Annotated in this window: 23 protein-coding genes, 1 pseudogene and 1 riboswitch; of the genes and pseudogenes, 15 read left to right on the top strand and 9 right to left on the bottom strand. The window is 75.5% G+C overall.

What is annotated here, in order from left to right; genetic code table 11:
• Window positions 1-60: 60 nt before the first annotated feature.
• Window positions 61-861, bottom strand: a complete 801-nt coding sequence (locus R4Z62_RS31530; RefSeq protein WP_064536802.1) for an SDR family NAD(P)-dependent oxidoreductase — start codon at window positions 859-861, stop codon at window positions 61-63.
• A gap of 52 nt (window positions 862-913) precedes the next feature.
• Between R4Z62_RS31530 and R4Z62_RS31525 the strand changes: the two genes are divergently transcribed.
• A complete protein-coding gene (locus R4Z62_RS31525) occupies window positions 914-1,468 on the top strand; it encodes a hypothetical protein (RefSeq protein WP_491521581.1) in 555 nt (184 codons plus the stop codon).
• A gap of 45 nt (window positions 1,469-1,513) precedes the next feature.
• Here the strand turns inward: R4Z62_RS31525 and R4Z62_RS31520 are convergent, their stop codons facing one another.
• The 4 genes and pseudogenes from R4Z62_RS31520 to R4Z62_RS31505 form a co-directional block, all read right to left on the bottom strand.
• Complete coding sequence (locus tag R4Z62_RS31520; protein ID WP_491521580.1) at window positions 1,514-2,428, bottom strand: SDR family oxidoreductase; 915 nt, start codon at window positions 2,426-2,428, stop codon at window positions 1,514-1,516.
• A 131-nt stretch (window positions 2,429-2,559) separates the two neighbouring features.
• Window positions 2,560-3,189 (bottom strand): MBL fold metallo-hydrolase, encoded by a 630-nt coding sequence (locus R4Z62_RS31515; RefSeq protein WP_355478976.1) that lies wholly within the window; start codon window positions 3,187-3,189, stop codon window positions 2,560-2,562.
• Window positions 3,189-4,275: pseudogene (locus R4Z62_RS31510) on the bottom strand (S-(hydroxymethyl)mycothiol dehydrogenase). Before R4Z62_RS31510 ends, R4Z62_RS31515 begins: the two are co-directional and overlap by 1 nt.
• A 114-nt stretch (window positions 4,276-4,389) precedes the next feature.
• Complete coding sequence (locus tag R4Z62_RS31505; RefSeq protein ID WP_064536797.1) at window positions 4,390-4,695, bottom strand: hypothetical protein; 306 nt, start codon at window positions 4,693-4,695, stop codon at window positions 4,390-4,392.
• A gap of 241 nt (window positions 4,696-4,936) precedes the next feature.
• On the opposite strand from R4Z62_RS31505, the gene R4Z62_RS31500 reads away from it, so the two are divergent.
• The 4 genes from R4Z62_RS31500 to R4Z62_RS31485 all read left to right on the top strand — a co-directional run bounded on the left by R4Z62_RS31500 (window position 4,937) and on the right by R4Z62_RS31485 (window position 7,782).
• The gene (locus tag R4Z62_RS31500; RefSeq protein ID WP_064536796.1) at window positions 4,937-5,140 is read left to right on the top strand and encodes a hypothetical protein; all 204 of its coding nucleotides are present in this window, start codon (window positions 4,937-4,939) and stop codon (window positions 5,138-5,140) included.
• Window positions 5,128-5,379 (top strand): hypothetical protein, encoded by a 252-nt coding sequence (locus R4Z62_RS31495; RefSeq protein ID WP_159393132.1) that lies wholly within the window; start codon window positions 5,128-5,130, stop codon window positions 5,377-5,379. The genes R4Z62_RS31500 and R4Z62_RS31495 overlap by 13 nt, the downstream gene beginning before the upstream one ends.
• A gap of 48 nt (window positions 5,380-5,427) precedes the next feature.
• Window positions 5,428-5,513: riboswitch (ZMP/ZTP riboswitch) on the top strand.
• Between the two features lie 19 nt (window positions 5,514-5,532).
• On the top strand, window positions 5,533-6,381 hold the full coding sequence (locus tag R4Z62_RS31490; RefSeq protein WP_355478981.1) for a bifunctional 5,10-methylenetetrahydrofolate dehydrogenase/5,10-methenyltetrahydrofolate cyclohydrolase: 849 nt from the start codon (window positions 5,533-5,535) through the stop codon (window positions 6,379-6,381).
• Window positions 6,382-6,552: 171 nt separating this feature from the next.
• A complete protein-coding gene (locus R4Z62_RS31485) occupies window positions 6,553-7,782 on the top strand; it encodes a glycosyltransferase (protein ID WP_064536793.1) in 1,230 nt (409 codons plus the stop codon).
• Between the two features lie 341 nt (window positions 7,783-8,123).
• Here R4Z62_RS31485 and R4Z62_RS31480 read toward each other — a convergent pair whose 3' ends face one another.
• The 3 genes from R4Z62_RS31480 to R4Z62_RS31470 all read right to left on the bottom strand — a co-directional run bounded on the left by R4Z62_RS31480 (window position 8,124) and on the right by R4Z62_RS31470 (window position 12,187).
• On the bottom strand, window positions 8,124-9,344 hold the full coding sequence (locus tag R4Z62_RS31480) for a glycosyltransferase (RefSeq protein ID WP_491521579.1): 1,221 nt from the start codon (window positions 9,342-9,344) through the stop codon (window positions 8,124-8,126).
• Window positions 9,341-10,129, bottom strand: a complete 789-nt coding sequence (locus tag R4Z62_RS31475) for a MerR family transcriptional regulator (protein ID WP_389594802.1) — start codon at window positions 10,127-10,129, stop codon at window positions 9,341-9,343. Before R4Z62_RS31475 ends, R4Z62_RS31480 begins: the two co-directional genes overlap by 4 nt.
• Window positions 10,130-10,216: 87 nt before the next feature.
• Window positions 10,217-12,187 carry a GTP-binding protein gene (locus R4Z62_RS31470; RefSeq protein WP_491521578.1) on the bottom strand — a complete coding sequence of 657 codons (1,971 nt, stop codon included), beginning with the start codon at window positions 12,185-12,187 and terminating at the stop codon, window positions 10,217-10,219.
• Window positions 12,188-12,444: 257 nt separating this feature from the next.
• Here R4Z62_RS31470 and R4Z62_RS31465 point away from each other — a divergent pair, with 257 nt between their 5' ends.
• From R4Z62_RS31465 to R4Z62_RS31435, 7 genes are read left to right on the top strand one after another with little or no spacing between them, the layout of a single operon-like run.
• On the top strand, window positions 12,445-12,954 hold the full coding sequence (locus R4Z62_RS31465) for a (2Fe-2S)-binding protein (RefSeq protein ID WP_064536789.1): 510 nt from the start codon (window positions 12,445-12,447) through the stop codon (window positions 12,952-12,954).
• Window positions 12,951-15,386 (top strand): xanthine dehydrogenase family protein molybdopterin-binding subunit, encoded by a 2,436-nt coding sequence (locus R4Z62_RS31460; protein ID WP_491521577.1) that lies wholly within the window; start codon window positions 12,951-12,953, stop codon window positions 15,384-15,386. The genes R4Z62_RS31465 and R4Z62_RS31460 overlap by 4 nt, the downstream gene beginning before the upstream one ends.
• Entirely contained in the window at window positions 15,383-16,237 is an 855-nt protein-coding gene (locus tag R4Z62_RS31455) for an FAD binding domain-containing protein (RefSeq protein ID WP_491521576.1), read from the top strand. Before R4Z62_RS31460 ends, R4Z62_RS31455 begins: the two co-directional genes overlap by 4 nt.
• A gap of 6 nt (window positions 16,238-16,243) precedes the next feature.
• Window positions 16,244-17,137 carry an AAA family ATPase gene (locus R4Z62_RS31450; RefSeq protein ID WP_079159184.1) on the top strand — a complete coding sequence of 298 codons (894 nt, stop codon included), beginning with the start codon at window positions 16,244-16,246 and terminating at the stop codon, window positions 17,135-17,137.
• On the top strand, window positions 17,134-18,351 hold the full coding sequence (locus R4Z62_RS31445; protein WP_491521575.1) for a vWA domain-containing protein: 1,218 nt from the start codon (window positions 17,134-17,136) through the stop codon (window positions 18,349-18,351). The genes R4Z62_RS31450 and R4Z62_RS31445 overlap by 4 nt, the downstream gene beginning before the upstream one ends.
• Complete coding sequence (locus R4Z62_RS31440) at window positions 18,344-19,462, top strand: XdhC family protein (protein WP_491521574.1); 1,119 nt, start codon at window positions 18,344-18,346, stop codon at window positions 19,460-19,462. Before R4Z62_RS31445 ends, R4Z62_RS31440 begins: the two co-directional genes overlap by 8 nt.
• A 16-nt stretch (window positions 19,463-19,478) precedes the next feature.
• Window positions 19,479-20,204, top strand: coding sequence for an SRPBCC family protein (locus R4Z62_RS31435; RefSeq protein WP_491521573.1), 726 nt, complete (start codon window positions 19,479-19,481; stop codon window positions 20,202-20,204).
• Window positions 20,205-20,553: 349 nt separating this feature from the next.
• On the opposite strand, the gene R4Z62_RS31430 is transcribed toward R4Z62_RS31435, so the two are convergent.
• Complete coding sequence (locus tag R4Z62_RS31430; RefSeq protein WP_491521572.1) at window positions 20,554-21,063, bottom strand: metallophosphoesterase family protein; 510 nt, start codon at window positions 21,061-21,063, stop codon at window positions 20,554-20,556.
• A 121-nt stretch (window positions 21,064-21,184) separates the two neighbouring features.
• Between R4Z62_RS31430 and R4Z62_RS31425 the strand changes: the two genes are divergently transcribed.
• The 3 genes from R4Z62_RS31425 to R4Z62_RS31415 are packed head-to-tail and all read left to right on the top strand — an operon-like array spanning window position 21,185 to window position 23,658.
• Complete coding sequence (locus R4Z62_RS31425; protein WP_355478997.1) at window positions 21,185-21,646, top strand: MarR family winged helix-turn-helix transcriptional regulator; 462 nt, start codon at window positions 21,185-21,187, stop codon at window positions 21,644-21,646.
• Window positions 21,643-23,064, top strand: coding sequence for an MFS transporter (locus R4Z62_RS31420; RefSeq protein ID WP_385501303.1), 1,422 nt, complete (start codon window positions 21,643-21,645; stop codon window positions 23,062-23,064). Before R4Z62_RS31425 ends, R4Z62_RS31420 begins: the two co-directional genes overlap by 4 nt.
• Before the next feature lie 6 nt (window positions 23,065-23,070).
• Entirely contained in the window at window positions 23,071-23,658 is a 588-nt protein-coding gene (locus tag R4Z62_RS31415) for a hydrolase (protein ID WP_491521571.1), read from the top strand.
• The last annotated feature ends 31 nt before the right edge of the window (window positions 23,659-23,689 follow it).

Here is a 23,689-nt window from a genome sequence, read left to right as displayed (position 1 = left end):
CCGGTTGTGGAACGGCCCGCATCGAGACGGAACGGTGACACTCGGCGCCGCGCGGCGGCCTCACCCGGTGCGGCCGGGTGTCCCCACCGCGGTGTGGAAGCCCGTGTTCACGGCGGTCAGGCCGCCGTCCACGGTCAGGGCGGTGCCGGTGATCCAGGCCGCGTCGCGGGAGGCGAGGAAGGCGACGGCGGCGGCGATGTCGTCGGGCTCGCCGATCCGGCCCAGCGGATACAGGGCACCGAGCCGGTCGAGCGCGGCCTCACGGCCCTGCCAGGCCGAGGTGCGGACGGTGCCGGGAAGGACGACGTTGACCCGCACCCCGCGCGCGCCCGCGTGCCCGGCGAGGGTGCGGGCGAGCGAGATCAGGCCCGCCTTGGCCGCGCTGTAGGCGTGGTTGCCGAAGTCCTGGAGGCCGTTGACCGAGCCGATGCCGACGATCGCGCCCCGGCCCGAGGCCGCGAGGTGGGGCAGCGCGGCGCGGAAGCAGCGGCGCGCGCCGTGCAGGGTGATGTCGAGGTCGCGGGCCCACGCCTCGTCCGGGTCGTCCTCGAAGAGCGGGGTGTCCGGGGAGCAGTGCGCCGCGGCGGTGACCAGCACGTCGAGCGAGCCGAACGCGTCCACGGCGTGCGCCACGGCCGCCTCGACCGCGTCCCGGTCCGCCACGTCGCACGGGCGGGCGCGTGCGTCGAGTCCCTTCTCCCGCAGGCCCGCCGCGGTCCCCTCGGCCGCGTCCCCGTCCGCGTCGGTCACCAGGACGCGCGCTCCCTCCTCGGCGAGCCGGCGCGCGGTGGCCGCGCCGATGCCGCGCGCCGCGCCGGTGACGAGAACTCCGTACCCCTCGAAACGCCTTGTGTCCGTCATGGCCCCGAACCTAGTGCGGCCGCACCCCTTCCGGGCAGATACGGTGCAGCACATGTCCGCCTTTCTCCAGCAACTCCCCGCGCTCATCGGTGTGGTGATCGGCGCCCTCGGCTCGTACCTGGCGGTGGTGCGCAGCGACCGCGCCCGGTCCGAACGCGAGCGCGCGACCCGCTGGGAGGAACGGCGCCTGGCGGTGTACGCCGACTACGCGCGGGTGCTGAAGAAGGCCGTCACGCTGTCCTACCGGGTCGCCGCCCACCTCGGCAACGACCCGCACCCGCATCCGCTGCCCCTCGCCGAGGCCGAACCGCTCCTGGCGGAGGCCGCCCTCGCCCGCGACCCGGCGGGCGAGGCACTGATCATGCTGGGCGCGCCGGAGGTCGTGGAGCGGGCCCGGGTGTGGGTCCTGGTGGCGATGGACATGGAACGGTTCCTGCGCGAGGAGCGGCACGCCCCCGGGGCATGGCAGGCCCTGCTGACCCGCCAGCGCGAGGCGCGCCAGGGCTACTACGCCGCCGTACGCACCGACCTCGCCCTCCCACCGGGCCACCCGGCCCGCTGGCAGATCCCCGGGACGGCGCAGCCGCCGGTACCGGGGACGCGGTGAGCGGGGCCACGCCGGTGAGCGGGGCGCTGTTCCGTGTGTGTTCGTTCAGCGGTAGCCGGTGGTGTCGGCGGGGCGGCCCCTGTCCTGGACCTCGGCGAGGTAGCGCCAGGCGTCGGGGCGGCTGCCGTCCAGGTCGGTGAAGCCGTACTCGCGGGCGAGGGCGCCGCTGGACAGGGACCGGCCGTTCAAGCGGGCCGTGTCCGGGTCGGCGGCGAGTGCGGCGACGGCGCGGCCCACGTAGCGGGGGGTCTCGGAGATCGCGAAGTGCGGGACGTCCGCCAGGGCGTCGCGCCAGTTGTCCTCGCGCACCCCGAAGTGGTCGAGCATCAGCTCCGAGCGGAGCCAGCCGGGGGTGAGCGCGACGGCGGTGGCGCCGCGCGGCCCGAGTTCATGGCCGAGGGCGAAGGCCATGCGCAGCACGGACGCCTTGGCGAGGTCGTAGAAGAGATTGACCCGGTAGGTGTCCCGGTTGTACTCGGCGGTGCCGTCAGTCATCTCCACGACCAGGCCGCCGGGCCGGCGCAGCAGCAGCGGCAGCGCGTGGTGGCTGGTGACGAGGTGCGTCTCCACGGCGAGGCGGAGCAGCCGCAGCCCGTTGTCCAGGTCGTGCTCCCACACCGGGGTGTCCCACTCGAAGAGGTGCTCGCCGCCCCAGATGTCGTTGACGAGCACGTCGAGGCGGCCCTGTTCACGGTCGACGCGGTCGATCAGGGCGCGGCCCCGGCCGGGCTCCAGATGATCGACGGGGACGGCGATGCCGTGTCCGCCGGCCGCGGTGACCAGGTCGGCGGTGTCCTCGACGGTCTCGGGGCGGTCGTACTCGGAGCGGCGGGCGCGGGTGCTGCGGCCGGTGACGTACACGGTGGCCCCCGCGGCGCCGAGTTCCACCGCGATCCCGCGGCCCGCCCCGCGGGTCGCGCCCGCGACCAGCGCGATTTTGCCCTCCAGCGGACGTGACATGTCCGGCCTCCCCTGTGCTTGCTCGTGCGTGCGACGCGCGGTGGGTCCGCGCGGTGTGCACGCCGAGCATCGCGGGGAAGCCGGACATCTCCTGTCAGGTATTTCCGGCGGGGGCGGGCCCCGGCGGCGGCTCAGTGGCCGCGGGCGATCCACTCCTGGAGGTGCGGGGCCTCCGCGCCGATGGTGGTGGTGTCGCCGTGCCCGGTGAGCACCTTCGTCCCGGGCGGCAGCGTCAGCAGACGGTCGCGGATCGAGTCGATGATGGTCGGGAAGTGGGAGTAGGAGCGGCCGGTGGCGCCGGGGCCGCCCTGGAAGAGGGTGTCCCCGGTGAAGACGACGCCGAGCCCGGGGTCGTACAGGCACACCGCGCCCGGCGCGTGACCGGGGGTGTGCAGGACCGTGAGGTCGGCGCCCGCCGTCTCGATCACCTGGCCGTCGACGAGGTGCTCGTCCGGTTCCCGGTCGGGGTGGGTCGCCCGCCACAGCGGCAGGTCGTCGCGGTGCAGCCAGATCACCGCGCCGGTGAGGTCGGCGAGCGCCGGAGCGGCGTCGATGTGGTCGTTGTGGGCGTGGGTGCAGACGATGGCGGTGAGCCGGCGGTCGCCCACGGCGGCGGCGATGGCCTCGGCGTCATGGGCGGCGTCGATGACGATCGCCTCGTGGTCGTCGCCGACGATCCACACGTTGTTCTCGACGTCCCAGGTGCCGCCGTCCAGGGTGAACTGCCCGGCGGTGACGAGGCGTTCGATGCGCGCGGCCATCAGAGGACCACCACCGAGCGCAGCACGTCGCCGCGGTGCATCCGCTCGAACGCCTGCTCCACCTCGTCGAGTCGGATGGTCTCGGACACGAACTTGTCGAGCGGCAGCCGTCCTTGCAGATGCAGGTCGACCAGCATCGGGAAGTCGCGCGAGGGCAGGCAGTCGCCGTACCAGCTCGACTTGAGGGCGCCGCCGCGTCCGAAGACGTCCAGCAGCGGCAGTTCGAGCTTCATCTCCGGGGTGGGCACGCCGACCAGGACGACGGTCCCGGCCAGGTCACGGGCGTAGAACGCCTGCTTGTAGGTCTCGGGGCGGCCGACCGCGTCGATGACGACATCGGCGCCGAAGCCTCCGGTCAGGTCGCGGATCGCGGCGACCGGGTCGTGGTCCTCGGAGTTGACGGTGTGCGTGGCGCCCATGGTGCGGGCGGTCTCCAGCTTGCGGTCGTCGATGTCGACGGCGATGACCTTCGCCGCGCCCGCCAGACGCGCCCCGGCGATCGCCGCGTCGCCGACACCGCCGCAGCCGATGACGGCGACGCTGTCGCCGCGGCCGACGTTCCCGGTGTTGATGGCGGCGCCGATGCCGGCCATCACCCCGCAGCCCAGCAGTCCTGCCACGGCCGGGGAGACGGCCGGGTCGACCTTGGTGCACTGCCCGGCGGCCACGAGCGTCTTCTCCGCGAAGGCGCCGATGCCCAGCGCCGGGGACAGCTCGGTGCCGTCGGTGAGGGTCATGCGCTGCCGCGCGTTGTGCGTGTCGAAGCAGTACCAGGGCCGCCCGCGCAGACAGGCACGGCACCTGCCGCACACCGCACGCCAGTTGAGGACGACGAAGTCGCCGGGGGGCCACCTCGGTGACACCGTCGCCGACCGACTCCACGATGCCCGCGGCCTCGTGGCCGAGCAGGAACGGGAACTCGTCGTTGATACCGCCCTGCTTGTAGTGCAGGTCGGTGTGGCACACGCCGCAGGCCTGGACCCGTACGACGGCCTCGCCGGGCCCGGGGTCCGGCACGACGATGGTCTCGACCCGTACGGGTTCGTTCTTCCCGGGTGCGATCACGCCGCGCACTTCCTGCGCCATGGTGGAGGTCCCTTCCGTCGGCCGTTCTCCGTCCCCGCGACCCTACGCCGTGCCGGGCCGGCGGCGGGCGCGAACCCCCGCGCCGCCACCGGTGTCCGGCGCGCCCGCTCCGGCTCAGCTCGGGATGGCGGGGACCAGTCCGAACAGCGGGGAGACGAGACCGGTGACCGCGTTCAGCCGGCTCAGCTCGTTGAGGTCCTGGATGTGCTGGAGCGAGGAGAGCTGGTCGGAGACCGGGGGCACCGCGTCCTGCCGGTCAGCGGGCAGCCCGGTGCGGGCCAGCGAGTCGAGCACACCCATGGGCAGCGCCCGGCCGACCACCGGCACGGACGAACCGGCGGCACTGGCGGGGAGTGCGGCGAGCCCGGTGAGCGAGGCGGCGAGGGAGGCGACGGCGACGATACGTCGAGTGGAGATCATGTCCTGAGCAACGGCGCCCGGTCCCGCCCGGACACGGGCGCGCCCGCCCGCTCACCCGTCAGGACGAGTACGGAGCGAGTACGGGACGGGTGCGGGGCGGGCGGCCCGGGACGGGCGCGGGACGGGTACCGGCGCGTCGCCCCGGCCGCACTTGCCGGTCCCGGCGCCCCGGAGGACGCTCGAAGGAGAGGCCCCGCAAGCGGCTCCTGCTCCGGGGCGCCGGGGCTCGTAGGAGGCCACCATGGCGACCACGGCAGGTCCCGCCTTCGGCACCGGCGCGCTGCGCCGGGGCATCGAGGAACACGCGGCGCCCACGCTGCTGTCGCTGTACGCGGACGACGCGGAGACACGCATCGTGGACCGCGACAGCCGGCCGAGCCACCCCAAGGTCCTGCGCGACGGCAGGATCACCGACCAGATCATGGTCCAGGCATGGGACGAGTGACGAGGAGGACCGCGGGGTTCCAGGTCAGCTCCCGGCTGACCTGGTCCTTCTCGGCCCGCGGCGGACTGGGGCAGGCGCGTTCCCCGCTGGTGCGGCGCTCCGGACCGGCCCGGACGGCTTCGGCGGCGGCCCGGTGCCTGTCCGCCGCGCTGCTGCGGTCGGTGCTGCGCGCGGCCCGGCCCGGCGCACGGCCCGCCGCGGTACGGGGGCGGCGGTCACGGCGGGGGAGGCTCCGGTGAGCGTGCCGCACCCCTGGCGAAGGGCGCACGCGCGTCCCGCTTAGGGTGGGGGCGGGCCGTGACTGGCGCTGAGGTGGAGCACCACCGGGGAGCGGCCCCTGCCGAAGTCACAGCCGCGCGCCTGGGCGATCCGCCGCACGCTCAGGAGTGGACATGTCCCAGGCCCGTCTCATGGACGGCACCGCCCTCGCCCGCCGCATCGTCGAGCGCACCGCGCACCGGGCCGCCGGACTCACCGGCCGCACGGGTGTACGGCCGTGCCTGGCCACGGTGCTGGTCGGCGAGGATCCCGCCTCGGTCACCTACGTCCGGATGAAGCGGAACCGGTGCCGCACGGCGAACATCGCCTCCCGCCACGTGGAGCTGCCCGCCGCGACCACCACCGCGCAGCTCGTGCAGACGCTGCGGGACCTCTCGGCGGACCCGTCGGTCCACGGCATCCTGTTGCAGCACCCGGTCGGCGACCACATCGACGAGCGGGCCGCGTTCGAGGCGATCGCGCCCGAGAAGGACGTCGACGGCGTCACCTTCGCCTCCTTCGCCACGATGAGCTTCGCCCTGCCCGGGTTCGTCTCCTGCACGCCCGGCGGCATCATGCGGCTGCTGGACGCCTACGACGTCGATCCGGCCGGGAAGCGCGCCGTGGTGGTGGGGCGCAGCGCGATCCTCGGCAAGCCGGTCGGCATGCTGCTGCTGGCCCGGGACGCCACGGTGACGTACTGCCACTCCCGGACCCGGGAGCTGTCGTCCGTGGTCCGCGAGGCCGACATCGTGGTGGCGGCCGCGGGCCGGCCGCGGCTGGTGCGCGGCGAGGACGTCAAGCCGGGCGCGGTCGTGATCGACGCGGGCTACAACGCGGGCAACGTCGGGGACGTGGACTTCGACACCGCGGCGGAGCGCGCCTCGCTGATCACGCCGGTGCCGGGCGGGGTGGGCCCGATGACCATCGCCACGCTGCTGGAGCAGACGGTGGACGCGGCCGCCCGGCAGCTCGGGGTGTGACCCCGGCCGGCGGGCCGAAGGGCCTGAGCGGGTACGGGGCCCGGACGGGTGCGGGGCCCGGACGGGTGCGGCCGTTGCGGTCGCGCGGGGGTGGGCGCGCCGACATGGCCGGGTCGTTCGCCGTCGGCGGGGCCGTGCGCGGTCATACTGGCCGACGTGCGCGTAACGATCATGACGGCGGGTTCCCGGGGTGACGTGGCCCCCTTCACCGGGCTGGGGCACGGTCTGGCCCGCGCGGGCCATGCGGTCACCCTGGTCACCCACGGGTGCTTCGAGCCGCTGGTCGCCGGGTCGGGCCTGGACTTCCACGCACTGCCGGTGGATCCGCGGGCCGAACTGGAGTCCACGCGCGGCCGGGGGCTGCACCGCAGCGCGACGGACGCGGGCAAGATGCTGCGCGCCGTCGGCCTGGTCCGCGCGGCGCTCGCCCGGATGACGGACGACCTGGTCGCGGCGGCCGAGAAGAGCGACGTACTGCTGCTGTCCGGGTCGCTGGGGCCGGTCGGGCACGCGATCGCCGAGGCGCTGGGCGTGCCCAGCATCGGCACGCATCTGCAGCCCCTCTCCCCCACCCGGGAGTTCGCCCCTCCGCTGCTCGGCGGCGGCCACTGGGGCGCGGCGGCGAACCGGCTCGCGGGTTACGGGGTGAACCTCGCCATGGAGCGGGTCTTCTCGGCGGCCGTACCCACCGTGCGGGCCCGGCTGGGTCTTCCGGCCGCCCGGCACGGCACCGCCCGCCGTATCCGGGCGGGGCTGCGGCAGCCGGTGTTCCACGGGTTCAGCCCGCTGGTGGTGCCCCGGCCGCGCGACTGGCGGCCCGGTCTGCGGGTGTGCGGCTACTGGTGGCCGTACGACCGCGAGGACGGGCTGCCCGCGTATGTGCGGCGGTTCCTGGACGCGGGACCCGCACCGGTGTTCGTCGGTCTCGGCAGTGCGACGGTGCCCGACCCGGCCCGGCTGAGCGGGACCATCGTGCGCGCGCTGCGCCTGGCCGGGCTGCGCGGGGTGGTGCAGCGCGGGTGGGGCGGGCTCGCGGCGACCGGCGAGGACATGCTGACCATCGACGAGGTGCCGCACGCGGCGCTGTTCCCGCGGATGGCGGCCGTGGTGCACCACGCGGGCGCGGGCACCACCGCGGCCGGGCTGCGCGCCGGGGTGCCCGCCGTGCCGCTGCCGGTCCAGTTCGACGAGGGCTTCTGGGCCGAACGCCTGGTGTCCCTCGGGGTGGCCCCCCGCGCCGTCCCGCTGCGCGGGCTCACCGCGAACGGCCTCGCCGCGGCCCTCGCGCGGGCCACCCGCAACCCCCTCCACCGGGAGCGCGCCGAGACCCTGGGCGCCCGCATCCGCGAGGAGGACGGCGTCGCGCCCGTGCTGCGGGCGGTCGACCTGCTGGCCCGCTGAGGGACGAGGCACCGGGCGCCGGGCGCCCCGGACCGGCCGGATCCCTGGGGCCGGACGCCCCTCCGGGCGCGCGGCCCTCGGCGTCCCGCACCACGCCGGACACCACGCCCGGCACCGGCACGGCGCCGGCACCGGCCCCCTCCCGGGCGGGCCGCGATCCGGTCCGCCCGTCCGGTCACGCCGGGCACCCCCGCCGCACGGCCAGAGTCACCCTCGGCCGCCCGCCGGTCACCCCACGCGCGAAGCACCCCCATCCGTCCCGCCGGACCCCACCCACGGCACCGACGGAGCCCCCGCGCAGGCCGCCCGCCCCGCCCCCGCGCCCGCCCCCCACCTGCCCCTCAGCTCTTCAGCCGCCCCAGTGTCTCCACCGCCTCCACCACGCGTCCCACCCCGTCCTCACCCGCGAGGCGGTCGGCGACGGTGGCGGCGGAGCGGGTGAGGACCGGGGCCCGTACCGCGCGGTCGAGGGCGTCCGCCAGGCGCTCGGGGGTCAGGCCGGTGAAGGGGATCGCGGCGGGGGCGGCGCCGAGGGCGGTGAGGCGGGCCGCCCAGAACGGCTGGTCGGCGGTGACCGGTACGGGGACGGAGGGGACCCCGGCGCGCAGGGCCGCCGCCGAGGTGCCCGCGCCCGCGTGGTGCACCACGGCGGCCGTGCGCGGGAACAGCAGGGTGTGCGGCACCTCGCCGACGGTGAGGATGTCGTCCCCCTCGGCGGCGAGGCCGGCGGCGCCGGACTGGAGGACGCCGCGCAGCCCGGCCCGGCGCAGTGCCCGTACGACGGTCTCGCTCAGGCGTTCTCCGTGGCCCCCGGCCATGGAGCCGAACCCGACGAACACCGGCGGGGGCCCGGCGGCGAGGAAGTCCTCCAGGTCCGCGGGCAGCCGGGCGTCGGGGTCGGTGTACGGCCACCAGTTGCCGACGACGTCCAGGCCGGGGCGCCAGTCGGGCGGGCGGGGCACGACGTGCTCGCTGAAGCCGTGCAGCACGGGCCAGTGCGCGGCCTCCCGGCGACGGCGTTCGGCGGCCGGGGTGCGCGGGGGCAGGCCCAGCTCGCGGCGGAGGGCGGCGACCGCGTCGCCGTAGAGGCGGTCGGCCATCCGCACTCCGAGGCGGCCCGCGGCGCGGTTGCCGAGGCGGCCCAGGGAGCGGGTGCCGGTGACGACGGGCGGGAAGGCGCCGGTGGGCGCGGTGGGCTGGAGGTAGGCGCCGATGCTCGGCAGGCCGGTGGCCTCGGCGAGGTGCCAGCCCAGCGGGGCGGTGGTGGTGGACAGCACCAGCAGCTCGGTGCCGTCGCCGACCGCGGCGGCGAAGCCTCCCGCGAGCCGGTTCACGAACGCGGCGGCGCCGCGCATCAGATCCCGCCGGCCCGTGACGGCACCCTGGGCCTCCGGCCCGGCCGGCAGGCCGCGGAACTCCACTCCGGCGCGGCGGACCAGCGGCGCGAAGGTGTCCGGGGCGGCGACAGCGACCTCGTGTCCGGCCCGGCGCAGCCCGGCGCCCAGACCGGTGTAGGGGTCGACGTCGCCCCGCGATCCGGCGGCGGCGATCAGGATCCTCATCGGTCCCCCTCGGGGTCGGTGCGGCGGGCCGCGTTGGCGTGCACGGCCCTGCCCAGGTAGGCGGCGAGGCCGGGGCGTTGCTGGGAGGGCGGTACGACGAGGGCGAAGGCGCGCGGGTCGGCGACGATGTCGTCCGCGATGCGCAGGTGCATGGCGGGCGGGCAGGAGGTGAACCAGCGCGAGATGTGCAGCCGGTGCTCCTCGGCGAGGTCCATGGCGCGTTCCCCGTCGGCGCTCTCGCCGTCGTCGAAGGCGGCGAGCAGTTCGGCGCGCCACGCTGCGGCCTCGCGCATCAGCCGCCGCCAGTCCTCCTTGCTGTGCGCGGCGGCCCGAGCCATGGACTCCCGCTGTCCTTCCGAGCCGGCCCATTTGAGCTGGGCCTCGGTGGCGTAGCTGAGGTCGAAGGCGATCTCGCCGAAGACCTCGAAGCGTTCGGCGGGGGCGAGGGTCACTCCGGTCTGCTGGACCTCGATGGCCCGTTCGGCGACCTCGGCGAGCCGCTGGAGCCGGGTGATCTCCTCGCCGAGCCGCCGCTGCCGGGCCCGCAGGTGTGCGAGCGCGTTGGCCTGCGGGTCCTTGAGGATGTCGGCGATCTCGTCGAGGGAGAAGCCCAGTTCGCGGTAGAAGAGGATCTGCTGGAGGCGTGCCAGGTCGGCGTCGTCGTACAGCCGGTACCCGGCGTGGCTGCGGCCGCCCGGCGACAGCAGCCCCGCCCGGTCGTAGTGGTGCAGCGTGCGCACCGTCACTCCGGCGAACGCCGCCACCTGTCCCACGGAGTAGCTCATCCACCTGCCCTTTCGTCGGCTCCGTCGGCGTACAGCGTGCAGCCTGACGTAAGGGCAGGGTCAACGCCGGACGGGGCATTCCGGGGGTCAGCCGCCGACGCGGCGGGTGAGGTTCAGCAGGTACTCCTTGCGGTCGAGCGGGTTGTGGTCGGTGCGCGGGCGTTCGGGCACGGGCCCGGAGCGGACCGGCGCGTAGCGTTCGAAGGCGCTGTCGAGTTCGCCCTCGCCGCGGGTGAGGCCCGGCAGCCGCTGCTCCAGCGCGTGCACCCGGGCGGCGGGCACCTCGCCCTCCAGGACGCACACGGCGCCCCGGGTGCGGGTGGTGCGCGGGACGGCGTGCAGCGCGGCGAGCACGGGCAGCAGGGCGCCGAGGGTGTCGGCGGGAGCCTCGGCCGTGAAGCGGTGCAGGGGTTCGTGGACGAGGGTGCCCGCGCGGCGCAGTGCCGTCATGAGCACCAGCGGGGTCAGGCCGCGGAAGTCGGCCCCGGTGCTGGACATGCTCTTGTCGAAGCCCTGGTGGGCGTGGCTCTGCCGGGGCGCGTAGCCGCAGTGGGTCAGGGTGACCGTGCAGTCGGTGACCTGCCAGCCGTGGGGGCCCTGGCCGAGTGCTTCGCGCACGGCGTCCTCGATCGCCTTGAAGAAGGCGTACGGCATCGAGCCGAGCTCCACCTCGCGGCGGAGGACGATCCCGGTCCCCGCCGGGGCGGGGTCGACGCGCAGGCCGACGGTGGCGAGGAAGGGGTTGCCGTCCTTCTTGTTGTACTCGACCGCCGCTCCCGTGCCGGTGGGCCGTTCGACGCACAGCGGGGTGGTCTCGCGGAAGGCGACGTCGAGTCCGAACTCGTCGGCGAGGGTGGCCTGGACGACCTCCTTCTGGACCTCTCCGTACAGCGACACCGAGGTCTGTCCGCGCGCCTCGTCGTGGCGCAGGCCGATCAGCGGGTCCTGTTCGGCGAGCCGGGTGAGGGCGAGGTGGAGGGCGCCGCGGTCGGTGCCGGGGGCCGCGACGACGACGGACTCCAGGGTCGGGGGCGCGAAGACGTGCCCGGGGGCGGGGCGGGGCACGCCGAGCGTGTCGCCGATCCTGATACCGGCCAGGCCCCACAGGCGGGCGATGCGGCCGGCCGGTACGGCGTCGGCGCGGACGTCGGTGCCGTGGTCGAAGACGCCGAGGGCGGTGATCCGGCCCTCGGTGCGGGGCTCGCCGTAGGGGAGGCGGTCGCGGATGCGGAGGGTGCCGGAGAAGACCCGGGCGTACGCCACCTTCTCCCCCGCCTCGCCCCGGTCGACCTTGAAGACGGTGGCCGAGACGGGCGCGTCGGGGTCGCCGTCGGCGGCGGGCAGGAGGTCCCTGATGCCGCCGATGAGCGCGTCGACGCCGGCGCCGGTGATCGCGGAGCCGAAGTAGACGGGGTGGACGAGGGCCCGGCGGGTCTGGTCGGCGAGCGCGGCGCGCACCCGGGCGGGGTGCAGCCGGTCCTCGACGTAGGCGGTGAGCAGGTCGTCGTCGTGGTCGGCGAGGACCTCGGCGGCGGTCGGGGCGAGACCGGGCACGAAGCGGGCCCGGGGGGTGCCCAGGTGCCGGGTGCGGCCCATGGGGACGACGGCCGGGGTGAGGCGCCGCGCGACGGCCCGCAGGACGTCGTCCTCGCGGGCTCCCCGCCGGTCGATCTTGTTGACGAAGAGCAGGGTGGGGATGCGCAGCCGCCGCAGGGTGCGCAGCAGCACCCGGGACTGGGCCTGCACGCCTTCGACGGCGGAGACGACCAGGACGGCTCCGTCGAGCACGCCGAGGACGCGTTCCACCTCGGCGATGAAGTCGGGGTGGCCGGGTGTGTCGATGAGGTTGACGGTGACGTCGTCGACGGGGAAGGAGACGACGGCGGACTTGATGGTGATGCCGCGCTGCCGTTCCAGCGCGAGGGTGTCGGTCCGGGTGTCGCCGGAGTCGACGCTGCCGAGCCGGTCGGTCACTCCGACGGAGTGCAGCAGGCGTTCGGTCAGGCTGGTCTTGCCCGCGTCGACGTGCGCGAGGATGCCGAGGTTGAGCAGGTGCACGGGGCGTCATGTCCTTGTGAGAGGGTCGGCCGGATTCCGGGGACGGACAGGGACGCAGTGCGCATCGGTGCTCCTCGTGGGGTGACGTCGGGCCGGGAGCAGTGCAGCAGAGGCGGGCGCGGGCGGGCAACGGATTAACGCGTGCGGCGGATCCGCGCCGCACGGCTCGCCGCGCCACGGACCCGGCCATAGAGTGACGTACATCACGCTGGTCGCTGATATTCCTCGCGTACGCCCGTTCGGTCCCTGGAGGGCACATGACGCACATCTCGGTCACGGTGGACGGCACCGCGTACGAGGACGAGGTGGAGCCCCGTCTGCTGCTGGTCCACTATCTGCGCGACCGGCTCGGCCTGACCGGGACGCCGGTCGGCTGCGACACCTCCAGCTGCGGTGCCTGCACGGTCGAGCTGGACGGCACGAGCGTCAAGAGCTGCAACGTGCTCGCCGTCCAGGCGGACGGCGGTGCGGTCACCACGGTCCAGGGGCTGGCCCGCGACGGCGCGTGGACGCCGTTGCAGCGGGCCTTCCACGAGCGGCACGCCCTCCAGTGCGGCTACTGCACCCCGGGCATGCTCATGGCGGCGCGTGATCTGCTGCGGGAGAACCCGCGGCCGGACGCGGCCGAGGTGCGCCGGGCCTTGGAGGGCAACCTGTGCCGGTGCACCGGCTATCAGAACATCGTCGCCGCGGTGCTGGACGCCGCCGAGGCGGAGCGGGCCGCCGGAGCCCCGGCCGCCGCGCCCGCGCGGGAGGTGCCGGCATGACCGGGCAGACGGTGGCGGGCGCCGGGCAGACGGTGGCGGGCGCCGGGCGGACGGCGGCGGGCGAGGTCGGCCGGGCCCGGCTGCGCAAGGAGGACGCGCGGCTGCTCACCGGCCAGACCAACTGGACCGACAACATCGCCGTGACCGGACTGCTGCACCTGGCGTTCCTGCGCAGCCCCATGGCGCACGCCCGGATCACCCGCGTCGACGTCTCCGCCGCCCTGGAACGCCCCGGTGTCGTCGCCGCGTTCACCGGCCGCGACCTCGCCGACGGCCTGGGGTCGCTGCCGTGCGCCTGGCCGGTCACCGAGGACATGGTGCTGCCCGCCCATCCGCCGCTCGCGCTGGAGGAGGTGCGGCACGCCGGTGACCCGGTGGCGGTCGTGGTGGCCCGCGACCGGTACGCCGCCGCCGACGCGCTGGAGGCGGTCGAGGTCGACTACGAGCCGCTGCCGCCCGTCCTGGACCTGGAGGACGCGCTCGCCGAGGACGCCCCGCTGGTCCACTCCGACAAGGGCACCAACCGGGCCTACGACTGGCCGCTGCGCGCCGGTGAGGACTTCGCGGCGGTCAGGGAGCGCGCGGACGTGGTCCTCTCGCGCCGCTACCGGCAGCAGCGTCTCATCCCCAACGCCATGGAGCCGCGCGCGGTCGTGGTCACCCCGCTCGCGGCCACCGGCGAGTACACGGTGTACTCGGCGACCCAGATCCCGCACATCCTGCGGATCATGCTCTCCGTGGTCACCGGCGTGCCCGAGCACAAGCTGCGGGTGGTCGCCCCGGACGTGGGCGGCGGCTTCGGCTCGAAGCTCCAGGTGTACGGCGAGGAGGCGGTCGCGCTGGCCGTCGCCCGCAGGCTCGGCCGGCCGGTGAAGTGGACCGAGTCGCGCTCCGAGGGGTACCTCGCCACCCACCACGGCCGCGGCATGATCCAGGACGTCGAGATCGCCGCGACCCGCGAGGGGCGGCTGCTCGGCCTCCGGGTCCGGCTGCTCGCCGACATGGGCGCCTATCTGATGCTGGTCACACCGGGAATCCCGATCCTGGGCGCGTTCATGTACCCGGCGATCTACAAGATGGACTCCTACGCGTTCGACTGCACCGGGGTGTTCACCACCCGCACCCCGACCGACGCCTACCGGGGCGCGGGGCGCCCGGAGGCCACGTACGCCATCGAGCGGATCATGGACGAGCTGGCCGCCGCGACCGGTCTGGACCCGGTGGAGGTGCGGCGGCGCAACTGGATCCGGCACGAGGAGTTCCCGTACACCTCGATCGCGGGCCTGACCTACGACAGCGGCGACTACGAGGCGGCGACCGCGAAGGCGCTCGCCCTGTTCGGGTACGACGGGCTGCGCGCCGAGCAGCGCGAGCGCCGGGAGCGCGGGGACACCGTGCGCCTGGGGATCGGCGTGTCGACGTACACGGAGATGTGCGGGCTGGCGCCCAGCCGGGTGCTGCGCGACCTCAGGTACTCGGCGGGCGGCTGGGAGGCGGCGAGCATCCGCGTGCTGCCCACCGGCAAGGTCGAGGTGGTCACCGGGACCAGCCCGCACGGGCAGGGGCACGTGACCTGCTGGAGCCAGATCGCGGCGGACGTGCTGGGCGTGCCGTTCGAGGACGTCGAGGTGGTGCACGGCGACACGCTGGTCGCCCCGCAGGGCATGGACACCTACGGGTCGCGCTCGCTGGTGGTGGGCGGGTCGGCGGTGCACCGGGCCGCCGAGAAGGTGGTGGCCAGGGCCCGCAGGGTGGCCGCGCATCTGCTGGAGGCGAGCGAGGACGACCTGGAGTTCAGCGGCGGGGTGTTCGCGGTGAAGGGCTCACCGGAGGCCCGCAGGACCATCCAGGAGGTGGCCTTCGCGACGTTCACCTCGCACGACGTGCCCGAGGGCATGGAACCCACCCTCAACGCCGGACACGTGCTCGACCCGGAGAACTTCTCCTACCCGCACGGCACCCACCTGTGCGCCGTCGAGGTCGACACGGAGACCGGGCGGACCCGGATCCGGTCCTACGTCTGCGTCGACGACGTGGGCCGGGTGATCAACCCGATGATCGTCGAGGGGCAGGTGCACGGCGGCCTCGCCCAGGGCATCGCGCAGGCCCTGTACGAGGAGGCCGTCTACGACACCGAGGGCAACCTGCTCTCCGGCACCATGGCCGACTACCTGGTGCCGTCGGCGGCGGACCTGCCCGAATTCGTCACCGCCCGGACCGAGACCCCCGCCCCGTCCAACCCGCTCGGCGCCAAGGGCGTGGGCGAGGCCGGGACGATCGCGTCCACGCCCGCCGTGGTCAACGCGGTCGTGGACGCGCTGCGCCCGCTCGGCGTCCACGACGTGCCGATGCCCTGCACACCCGAGCGGGTCTGGGAGGCGGTCAGGGCGGCACGCGAGACCCGCACGGACGCCGAGGAGGCCCCGGCATGATTCCCCCCGCGTTCGACTACGTCAGGCCCGGCACGCTCGACGAGGCCCTGCGCGCGCTCGCCGGCGCGGGCGAGGACGCCAAGGTGCTGGCGGGCGGGCAGAGCCTGCTGCCGCTGCTCCGGCTGCGCCTCGCCTTCCCCGAACTGGTCGTCGACATCGGCCGGATCCCCGGGCTGCGCGGGGTCCGCGAGGACGGCGACACCCTCGTCATCGGCGCGCTCACCACCCACCACGACATCGTCCACGACCCGCTGGTGCGCCGGTACGCGGGGCTGCTGGCACAGGCCACCGCCGAGGTCGCCGACCCGGCCGTGCGCCACCGGGGCACCCTCGGCGGCTCGCTCGCCCATGCCGACCCGGCCGGCGACCTGCCCGCCGTCGCGCTGGCCCTGGACGCCGAACTCGTCGCCGCCGGTCCGGGCGGGCGGCGCACCGTGGCGGCCCGGGACTTCTTCGCCGACTATCTGCTGACCGCGCTGGAACCGGACGAACTGCTCGTGGAGGTGCGGGTGCCCAAACGGGCCGGCTGGGGATTCCGCTACGAGAAGTTCCAGCGGGTCGCCCAGTCCTGGGCCGTCGTCGGCGTCGCCGCCCTGGTGCGGCACGAGCGCGGACGCGTCGCCGAGGCCCGGATCGGCCTGACCAACATGGGCGCCACCCCGCTGCGGGCGACGGCCGCCGAGGAGGCCCTGGCGGGCGCGGCGGACGCCGCGGCGGTGGCACGGGCCGCGCAGGCGGCCGCCGAGGGCACCCGGCCCTCCCGTGACGCCTCCGCCTCCCCCGAGTACCGGGCGCACCTGGCCCGGGTGCTCACCCGGCGGGCCGTCCTGGCCGCCACCGGAACGGGGTGAGCGCCGATCACCGGCATCGACAGCCCCGAAGAGGCGCGCGCCCGCCTGGAGGAGACCGGCTACCTCGTCGACGACGGGCTCGCCGTCGCCTGCTTCCTGGCGCTGCGCCTGCACCGGCCCGTGTTCTGCGAGGGCGACGCGGGCGTCGGCAAGACCGCGCTGGCCGGCGCCCTCGCCGAGGTGCTCGGCGCGCCCCTCATCCGCTTGCAGTGCCACGAGGGCATCGACGCCTCCCAGGCCCTGTACGACTGGGACTTCCCCCGTCAGCTGCTGCATCTGCGGGCCGCCGAGGCGGCCGGGGTCACGGACGCGGACCGGCTGGAGCGCGAGCTGTACGACCGGCGGTTCCTGCTGGCCCGGCCGCTGCTGCGGGCGCTGCAGACCCAGCCGTCGGTGCTGCTGGTGGACGAGATCGACCGGGCCGACGACGAGTTCGAGGCGTTCCTGCTGGAGGTGCTCTCCGAGTTCCAGGTGACCGTTCCCGAGCTGGGCACGCTGCGCGCGGAGGTCCCGCCGGTGGTGGTGCTGACCTCCAACCGCACCCGCGAGGTGCACGACGCGCTCAAACGGCGCTGCCTGTACCACTGGTTCGACCATCCCGGCTTCGCCCGGGAACTGGCCATCGTGCGCCGTCGGCTGCCCGGGGTGTCGGCGCGGCTGGCGGAGCAGGTGACCGCGCTGGTGCAGGCGCTGCGCGCCGAGGACCTGCTCAAGCCGCCGGGGGTCGCGGAGACCCTGGACTGGGTGCGGGCCCTGGACGCGCTGGGCGCCGACGAGGCCGGCGCGGAGCTGGCCATGGCCACGCTGGGGTCGGTGCTGAAGTACCGGGAGGACACGGACCGGGCCCGCGGTCTGGACTTCGCGGCGATCCTGGCCGGCCGAGGGGCGGGAACCGGATGACGGGCGACGGGCCGCCGCTCGGCGGGGACGCGGTGCTGCTCGGCTTCGCGCGGGCGCTGCGCGCGGCCGGGCTCGCGGTGAGCGCGGAGCGGGTGCACGCGTTTCTGCGCGCGGCGGACGCGCTGCGCCCGGAGGTCCGCGCGGACCTGTACTGGGCGGGGCGGCTGACGCTGTGCGGTGACCGGGACGACCTGGAGCGCTACGAGCGGGTGTTCGGCGCCTGCTTCGGCCCGGGTCCGGGCGGGGAGCCGCCCCGGACGGCCCGGCCCGCTCCCCCGCCCCGGCCGCGGGTCGCCGTGCGCGAGGCGCCCGCCGGGGCGCGCGGCCGAGGCGGCGCGGACCGGCCGCCGGGTCCGCCCGTCGCCTCGCTCGCCAGCTCGGCGGAGGTGCTGCGCCATCGCGACGTGGCCGGGCTCGACCCCGCCGAGCGCGCCCAGGTGCGCAGGCTGCTGGCCGCGTTCGCGCCGCGCGGCCAGGCGCGGCGCAGCGCGCGGCGGCGCCCGGCCCGGCGCGGGGAGATCGACGCCCGCCGCACCGTACGGGAGCTGCTGCGGCGCGGCGGCGAACCCGCGCCGCCCCGGCTCCACGCGCGGACGGAGCGGCCCCGGCGGGTGGTGCTGCTCGTCGACGTCAGCGGCTCCATGGCGCCGTACGCGGACGCGCTGCTGCGGTTCGCGCACGCGGCGGTCCGCGGGCGGCGCACGGAGGTGTTCACCGTCGGCACCCGGCTGACCCGGGTGACCCGGGAGCTGTCCCACCGGGACGCCGACCTGGCGATGGCGGCGGTCTCCGAGGCGGTGCCCGACTGGCGCGGCGGCACCCGGCTCGGCGTCCTGCTGCGGGAGTTCCTGGACCGCTACGGGCAGCGCGGCACGGCCCGCGGCGCCGTGGTCGTCCTCCTGTCCGACGGGTGGGAGCGCGGCGACCCCCGCCTGCTGGCCGCCCAGATGCGCCGGCTGCACCGGCTGGCCCACCGGGTGGTCTGGGCCAACCCGCGCAAGGCGCGCCCGGGTTACGCGCCCCTGGCGGCCGGGATGGCCGCCGCCCTGCCGAGCGTGGACGCCTTCGTGGAGGGGCACAGCGTGGCCGCGCTGGAGCGGCTGGCCGCGGTGGTCCGGGGCGCGGACAGCGGCGCCGGGACGGGCACGGGTACTGGTGCCGATGCCGGTGCCGGTGCCGGTGCCGGTGGTGCGAAGGGACGAGAGCGTGCGTGACATCCTTCCGGTGCTCGGGCGCTGGTACGCGGCGGGGCAGCCGTTCGGTCTCGCCACGGTCGTGACGGTCAGCCGCAGCGCGCCGCGCGACCCCGGCGCGGCGATGGCGGTGGGGCCGGACGACGAGGTGGTGGGCAGTGTCTCCGGCGGCTGTGTGGAGGGCGCGGTCTTCGAGCTGGCCAAGGAGGTGGTGGCGGACGGCGAGGCCCGGCTCGCCGTCTTCGGGTACAGCGACGAGGACGCGTTCGCGGTCGGGCTCACCTGCGGGGGCGAGATCGGGGTGCTGGTCAGGCCCGTGGCCCCGGAGTCGGATCCGGCCTTCGGCGCGGTCGCGGCGTCGGTCGCCGCCGGTGCGCCGGTGACCCTGGCGACCGTGGCCGACGGTCCCGCGCCGCGCGGGGCGACGCTCGCCGTGTGGCCGGACTCGGTGGCGGGGACGCTGGGCACCCCCGGCCTGGACGCGGCGGTCACCGCGGACGCCCGCGGCGGACTCGCGCTCGGGGCGACGGGAACACGGCACTACGGGGCGCACGGCGAGCGGCGCGAGGACGCCGTCTCGCTGTTCCTGCACTCCTTCGCGCCGCCGCCGCGGATGCTGGTGTTCGGCGCCATCGACTACGCCGCCGCGGTGGCCCGGATCGGCGCCTTCCTCGGCTACCGGGTGACGGTGTGCGACGCGCGCCCGGTCTTCGCCACGCCCCGGCGCTTCCCGGACGCCGTGGAGGTGGTCGTGGACTGGCCGCACCGCTATCTGCGCACCACGGACACCGACGAGCGCACGGTGATCTGCGTCCTCACGCACGACCCGAAGTTCGATGTGCCGCTGCTGGAGGAGGCGCTGCGCAGGCCCGCCGCGTACATCGGCGCGATGGGCAGCCGCCGCACCCACCACGACCGGGTGGAGCGGCTGCTGGAGGCCGGTGTGACCCCGGCCGAGCTGTCCCGGCTGCGCTCCCCGGTCGGCCTGGACCTCGGTGCCCGTACGCCCGAGGAGGTGGCGGTGTCGGTCGCCGCCGAGATCGTCTCGCTGCGCTGGGGCGGCAGCGGGGCGCCCCTGACCGCGACCGCGGGCGCCATCCACGCGAACGGTCCCGCCCGCGCCCGGCCCTGAACAGGAGGACGAAGCCATGGAACTGCACCACGCGTTCACCGTGCCCGTACCCGCCGACGACGCCTGGCGGGCGCTGCTGGACATCGAGGGCGTCGCGCCGTGCCTGCCGGGCGCCGTCGTGGAGTCGTACGACGGCCGGACCGTCACCGGTTCGGTCACGGTGCGGCTGGGGCCGGTCACCGTGGCCTACAAGGGGACGGCGGTCTTCGAGGAGCAGGACGCGCGGGCCCGGCGGATGGTGCTGGTCGCGAGCGGCCGGGAGACGCGCGGGCAGGGCACGGCGCGGGCCACGGTCACCGCGGCGCTGCGGGAGCGGGAGGGGGCCACGGAGGTGGCCGTGGCCACGGATCTGACGGTGACCGGGCGGCCCGCGCAGTTCGGGCGCGGGGTGCTGGCCGAGGTGGGCGACCGGCTGGTGGGGCGGTTCGCGGACTGCCTGGCGCTCCGGCTGGCCGGGGCCGCGCCCGGAAAGGCCGCGCCCGCCGCGGCGGAGGGCACGGCGGGGAGTGCGGCGGAAAGCGTGGCGGGCGGCCGGGAGGCCGAGCCGCTGGATCTGCTGCGGGAGGCCGGTGTGCCCCTCGCCCGGCGGGCAGCGGCGGCGGCCGGGGCCGTGGTGGCGGCGGTGCTGCTCGTGGCGGGGGTACGGCGGCTGCGGTCCGCCGGGAGGCGGGCGGGCGCGTGCCAGCGTTGCCGGCGGGGCCAGCATTGCCGGTGGGGCCGGTGGGGCCGGTGGGGCCGGTGAGCGGGGAGTGAGCTTCTGGGTCCCGTCCGCTCCTTCGGCGACCGAAAAGAGCCGTAATTCCTGTGATGAGATGGTTCGGCTTCTCCGTAAGGGGTAGGCGGCAGACAGCGGATGAGGCATGCATCGCCTCCGCTGCACATGTGCGGCACACCTCTCCGGAAGGAGGTCCGTGACAGCGCATACTCACAGCCACCGGGCCGCTTCCGCGCACGGATCGGCCCGGATCTCGCCGAGAATTCGGAAACGAGAAAGGGAAGTGTGACCTCGGGGCGGCCCCTTGCCGGGCCGCCCTCTTCCGTGCGTCACTCCTTGCGTCGCGGCCCGGTGCGGCGCATGCCCCCGGGCGCCGTCAGCGGGCCGGGCGCTGCGGCAGCCGGTGGAGTTCGACCTCGGTGAGGGCGCCGCCGGTGACGGTGGCCGTCAGATAGGTGCAGTGGGGCTGGCGGCGGCGGTCGGTGGGGGAACCCGGGTTGAGCAGGCGCAGCCCGGAGGGGGCGGTGGTGTCCCAGGGGATGTGGCTGTGGCCGAAGACCAGCACGTCCAGGTCCGGGAAACGGGCGGCACAGCGGGCCTCGCGGCCCCGCGCGGCCCCGGTCTCGTGCACGACGCCGAAGCGCAGCCCGTCCAGTTCCGCGCGGGCCACCTCGGGGAGCCGGGCGCGCAGCTCGGGGCCGTCGTTGTTGCCGTACACCGCGAGGAGCCGGCGGCTGCGCGCCTGGAGCAGGTCGAGGGTCGCGGTGTCGACCCAGTCCCCCGCGTGGACGACGACGTCGGCGCGCGGCAGTTCGGCGAGCAGCGGGGCGGGCAGTTCCCGGGCGCGGCGCGGGAGGTGGGTGTCCGACATCAGGAGCAGACGCACCTCGTCAGCGTACTGCGGTCCGGGCCCGGAGACGGGCGGGCGGCAATCGACCGGCACATAGGCAGGTAAGGCTGAACAGTCTTGACTGGACAGTTCCGCCTGGCGGATCTACGGTGCTGCCATGGACCACAAGCCCACCGACGTGCCCGAGGGCGTCTCCGCCTCCGCCGCGCGGGCCGCGCGCGATCTGCGGGTGGTGTTCAGCCGGCTGCGGCGCCGGATACGGGAGGTCGCCCGGGACGAGGACCTCACCCCGTCCCAGGTGTCGGCGCTCACCCTGGTCGGCAAGCACGGCGCCGCCACCGCCAGTGCCCTCGCCTCCGCCGAGGGCGTGCGGCCGCAGTCGATGGCCGCCACACTCGCCGTCCTGGAGCAGCGCGGGCTCATCCGGCGCAGCCCCGACCCCGACGACGGCCGGCGCCAGCTGGTGACGCTGACGGACGGCGGGCACGAGCGCATCGAGGGCGACCGGCAGACCCGTGCGGAGTGGCTGACCCGGGCCCTGCACGAGCGGTACACCGAGGACGAGCGGCAGACCATCATCGAGGCGTTCACCCTGCTCGAACGACTGAGCCGGCCGTGAGGTCCCGGCTCGCCCGGCGGCCGGGCGGCGAGGGCGCCGCCGTGCGCCCGGCGCCGGACGCCTTCGACCGCAGGCTGATCGCGCCGATGGTCCTGGGCTCGGTGCTGAACCCGATCAACTCGTCGATGATCGCGGTGGCCCTGGTCCCGATCGGCGCCGCGTTCGGGGCTCCCCCGGCACAGACCGTCTGGCTGGTCTCGGCGCTGTATCTGGCGACCGCCGTCGGACAGCCCGTCATCGGCCGGCTGATGGACATGTCCGGTCCCCGGCGGCTCTATCTCACGGGGACGGCCCTGGTCGGGCTCGCGGGTCTGCTGGGGGCGCTCGCCCCCTCGCTGGGCGTGCTCATCGGGGCGCGGGTGCTGCTCGGGTTCGGGACCTCCGCCGCGTACCCGGCGGCCATGCAGCTCACCCGGCGCGAGGCCGAGCGGACGGGACGGGACAGTCCGGCGGGCGTCCTCACCGCGCTCGCCGTCGCCAACCAGACGGTGGCCGTGGTCGGTCCCGCGCTCGGCGGGCTGCTGATCGGGGTGGGCGGCTGGCGCGCCGTGTTCACGGTGAACGTGCCGCTCTCCGCCGCCTGCCTGGTCCTGGGCGCGCTGCGGCTGCCCCGGGAGCCGCGGCGGGACACCGGGCACGGGCTGCGCGACGTCGACGTGCCCGGGATGGTGCTGTTCGCCGGGACGCTGGTGTCGCTGATGCTGTTCCTGATGGCGCCGCGCGCCGACCGCTGGTACCTGCCGGTGCTCGCCGCCGCGGTGGGCGCCGCCTTCGCGATGCGCGAACTGCGGACCGCGCAGCCCTTCGTGGACCTGCGGGTGCTCGGCGGCAACGGGCCGCTCATCGGCACCTACGTGCGCCAGCTGCTCGGCGCCCTCACCTCCTACGCCTTCATGTACGGCTACACGCAGTGGCTGGAGGAGGGACGCGGGCTCAGCGCGTCCACGGCCGGGCTGACGCTGCTGCCCCTGTCGGGTGCCGCGCTCGTCGTCTCCACGCTGACCGGGCGCCGCGAGGCCGTGCGGGCGAAGCTGGTGGCGGGCGGCGTCTTCCAGGTCGCCGCCTGTGCCGTGCTGCTGCTGATCGGCTCCACGAGCCCGCTGCCGCTGCTGCTCGCCGCCGGACTCGTGATGGGCGTGCCCCAGGGGCTGATCACCCTCGCCAACCAGAACGCGCTGTACCGGCAGGCCGATCCCGCGCGGATCGCCTCGGCCGCCGGGCTGCTGCGCACCTTCATGTACCTCGGCGCGCTGGGTGCCTCGGCGGCCACCGCCGGGTACTTCCCGCACCGCGCCGATACGGGCGGCCTGCACGGCCTGGCCCTGTTCATGGCCGCCGGGTCGGTGCTGCTCCTGGTGAGCAGCCTGACCGACCGGTCACTCGTCCGTCTCACCCCCCGCAAGCCCGGAAAGGCCTGACCCCTCATGGCACTCACTGCCCTCGACCCCCGTACCGCCCTCGTGGTGATCGACCTCCAGGCGGGCATCGCCGCCGCGCCGGTCGTGCCCCACTCCGGTGCCGAGGTCGTCGCCCGCTCCGTGCGGCTCGCCGAGGCGTTCCGCGCCCGTGACCTGCCCGTCGTCCTGGTCCGGGTGTCCTTCGCCGACGACCACGGCGACGTGGTGCCCGGCCGTACCGAGGCGACGCGCGGGGGCGTCGGCGCCCGGCCCGACGGCTGGGACGTGATCGTGCCCGAACTGGCCGGGCACGCGGGCGACATCACCGTCACCAAGCACAACTGGGGCGCCTTCCACGGCACCGACCTCGATGTGCAGCTGCGCCGCCGCGGGGTGACGCAGATCGTGCTGACCGGCATCGCCACCAGCATCGGAGTGGAGTCCACCGCGCGCGCCGCCCACGAGCACGGCTACCACGTCACGCTGGCCACGGACGCGATGGCCGACATGGACGCCGAGGCCCACGAGGGCAGCGTGCGGCGGATCTTCCCGCGCCTCGGCGAGACGGGCACCACCGACGAGGTCCTCGAACTGCTGGCCAAGACCCACGGCTGAACGCGCCCGGAGGGTGGGCCCGGCGCGGTAC

This window comes from Streptomyces sp. PL-25 (genome assembly GCF_058344915.1).
The sequence above is the reverse complement of the archived record's forward strand: the minus strand, read 5'-3'. Positions and strand labels throughout refer to the sequence as shown.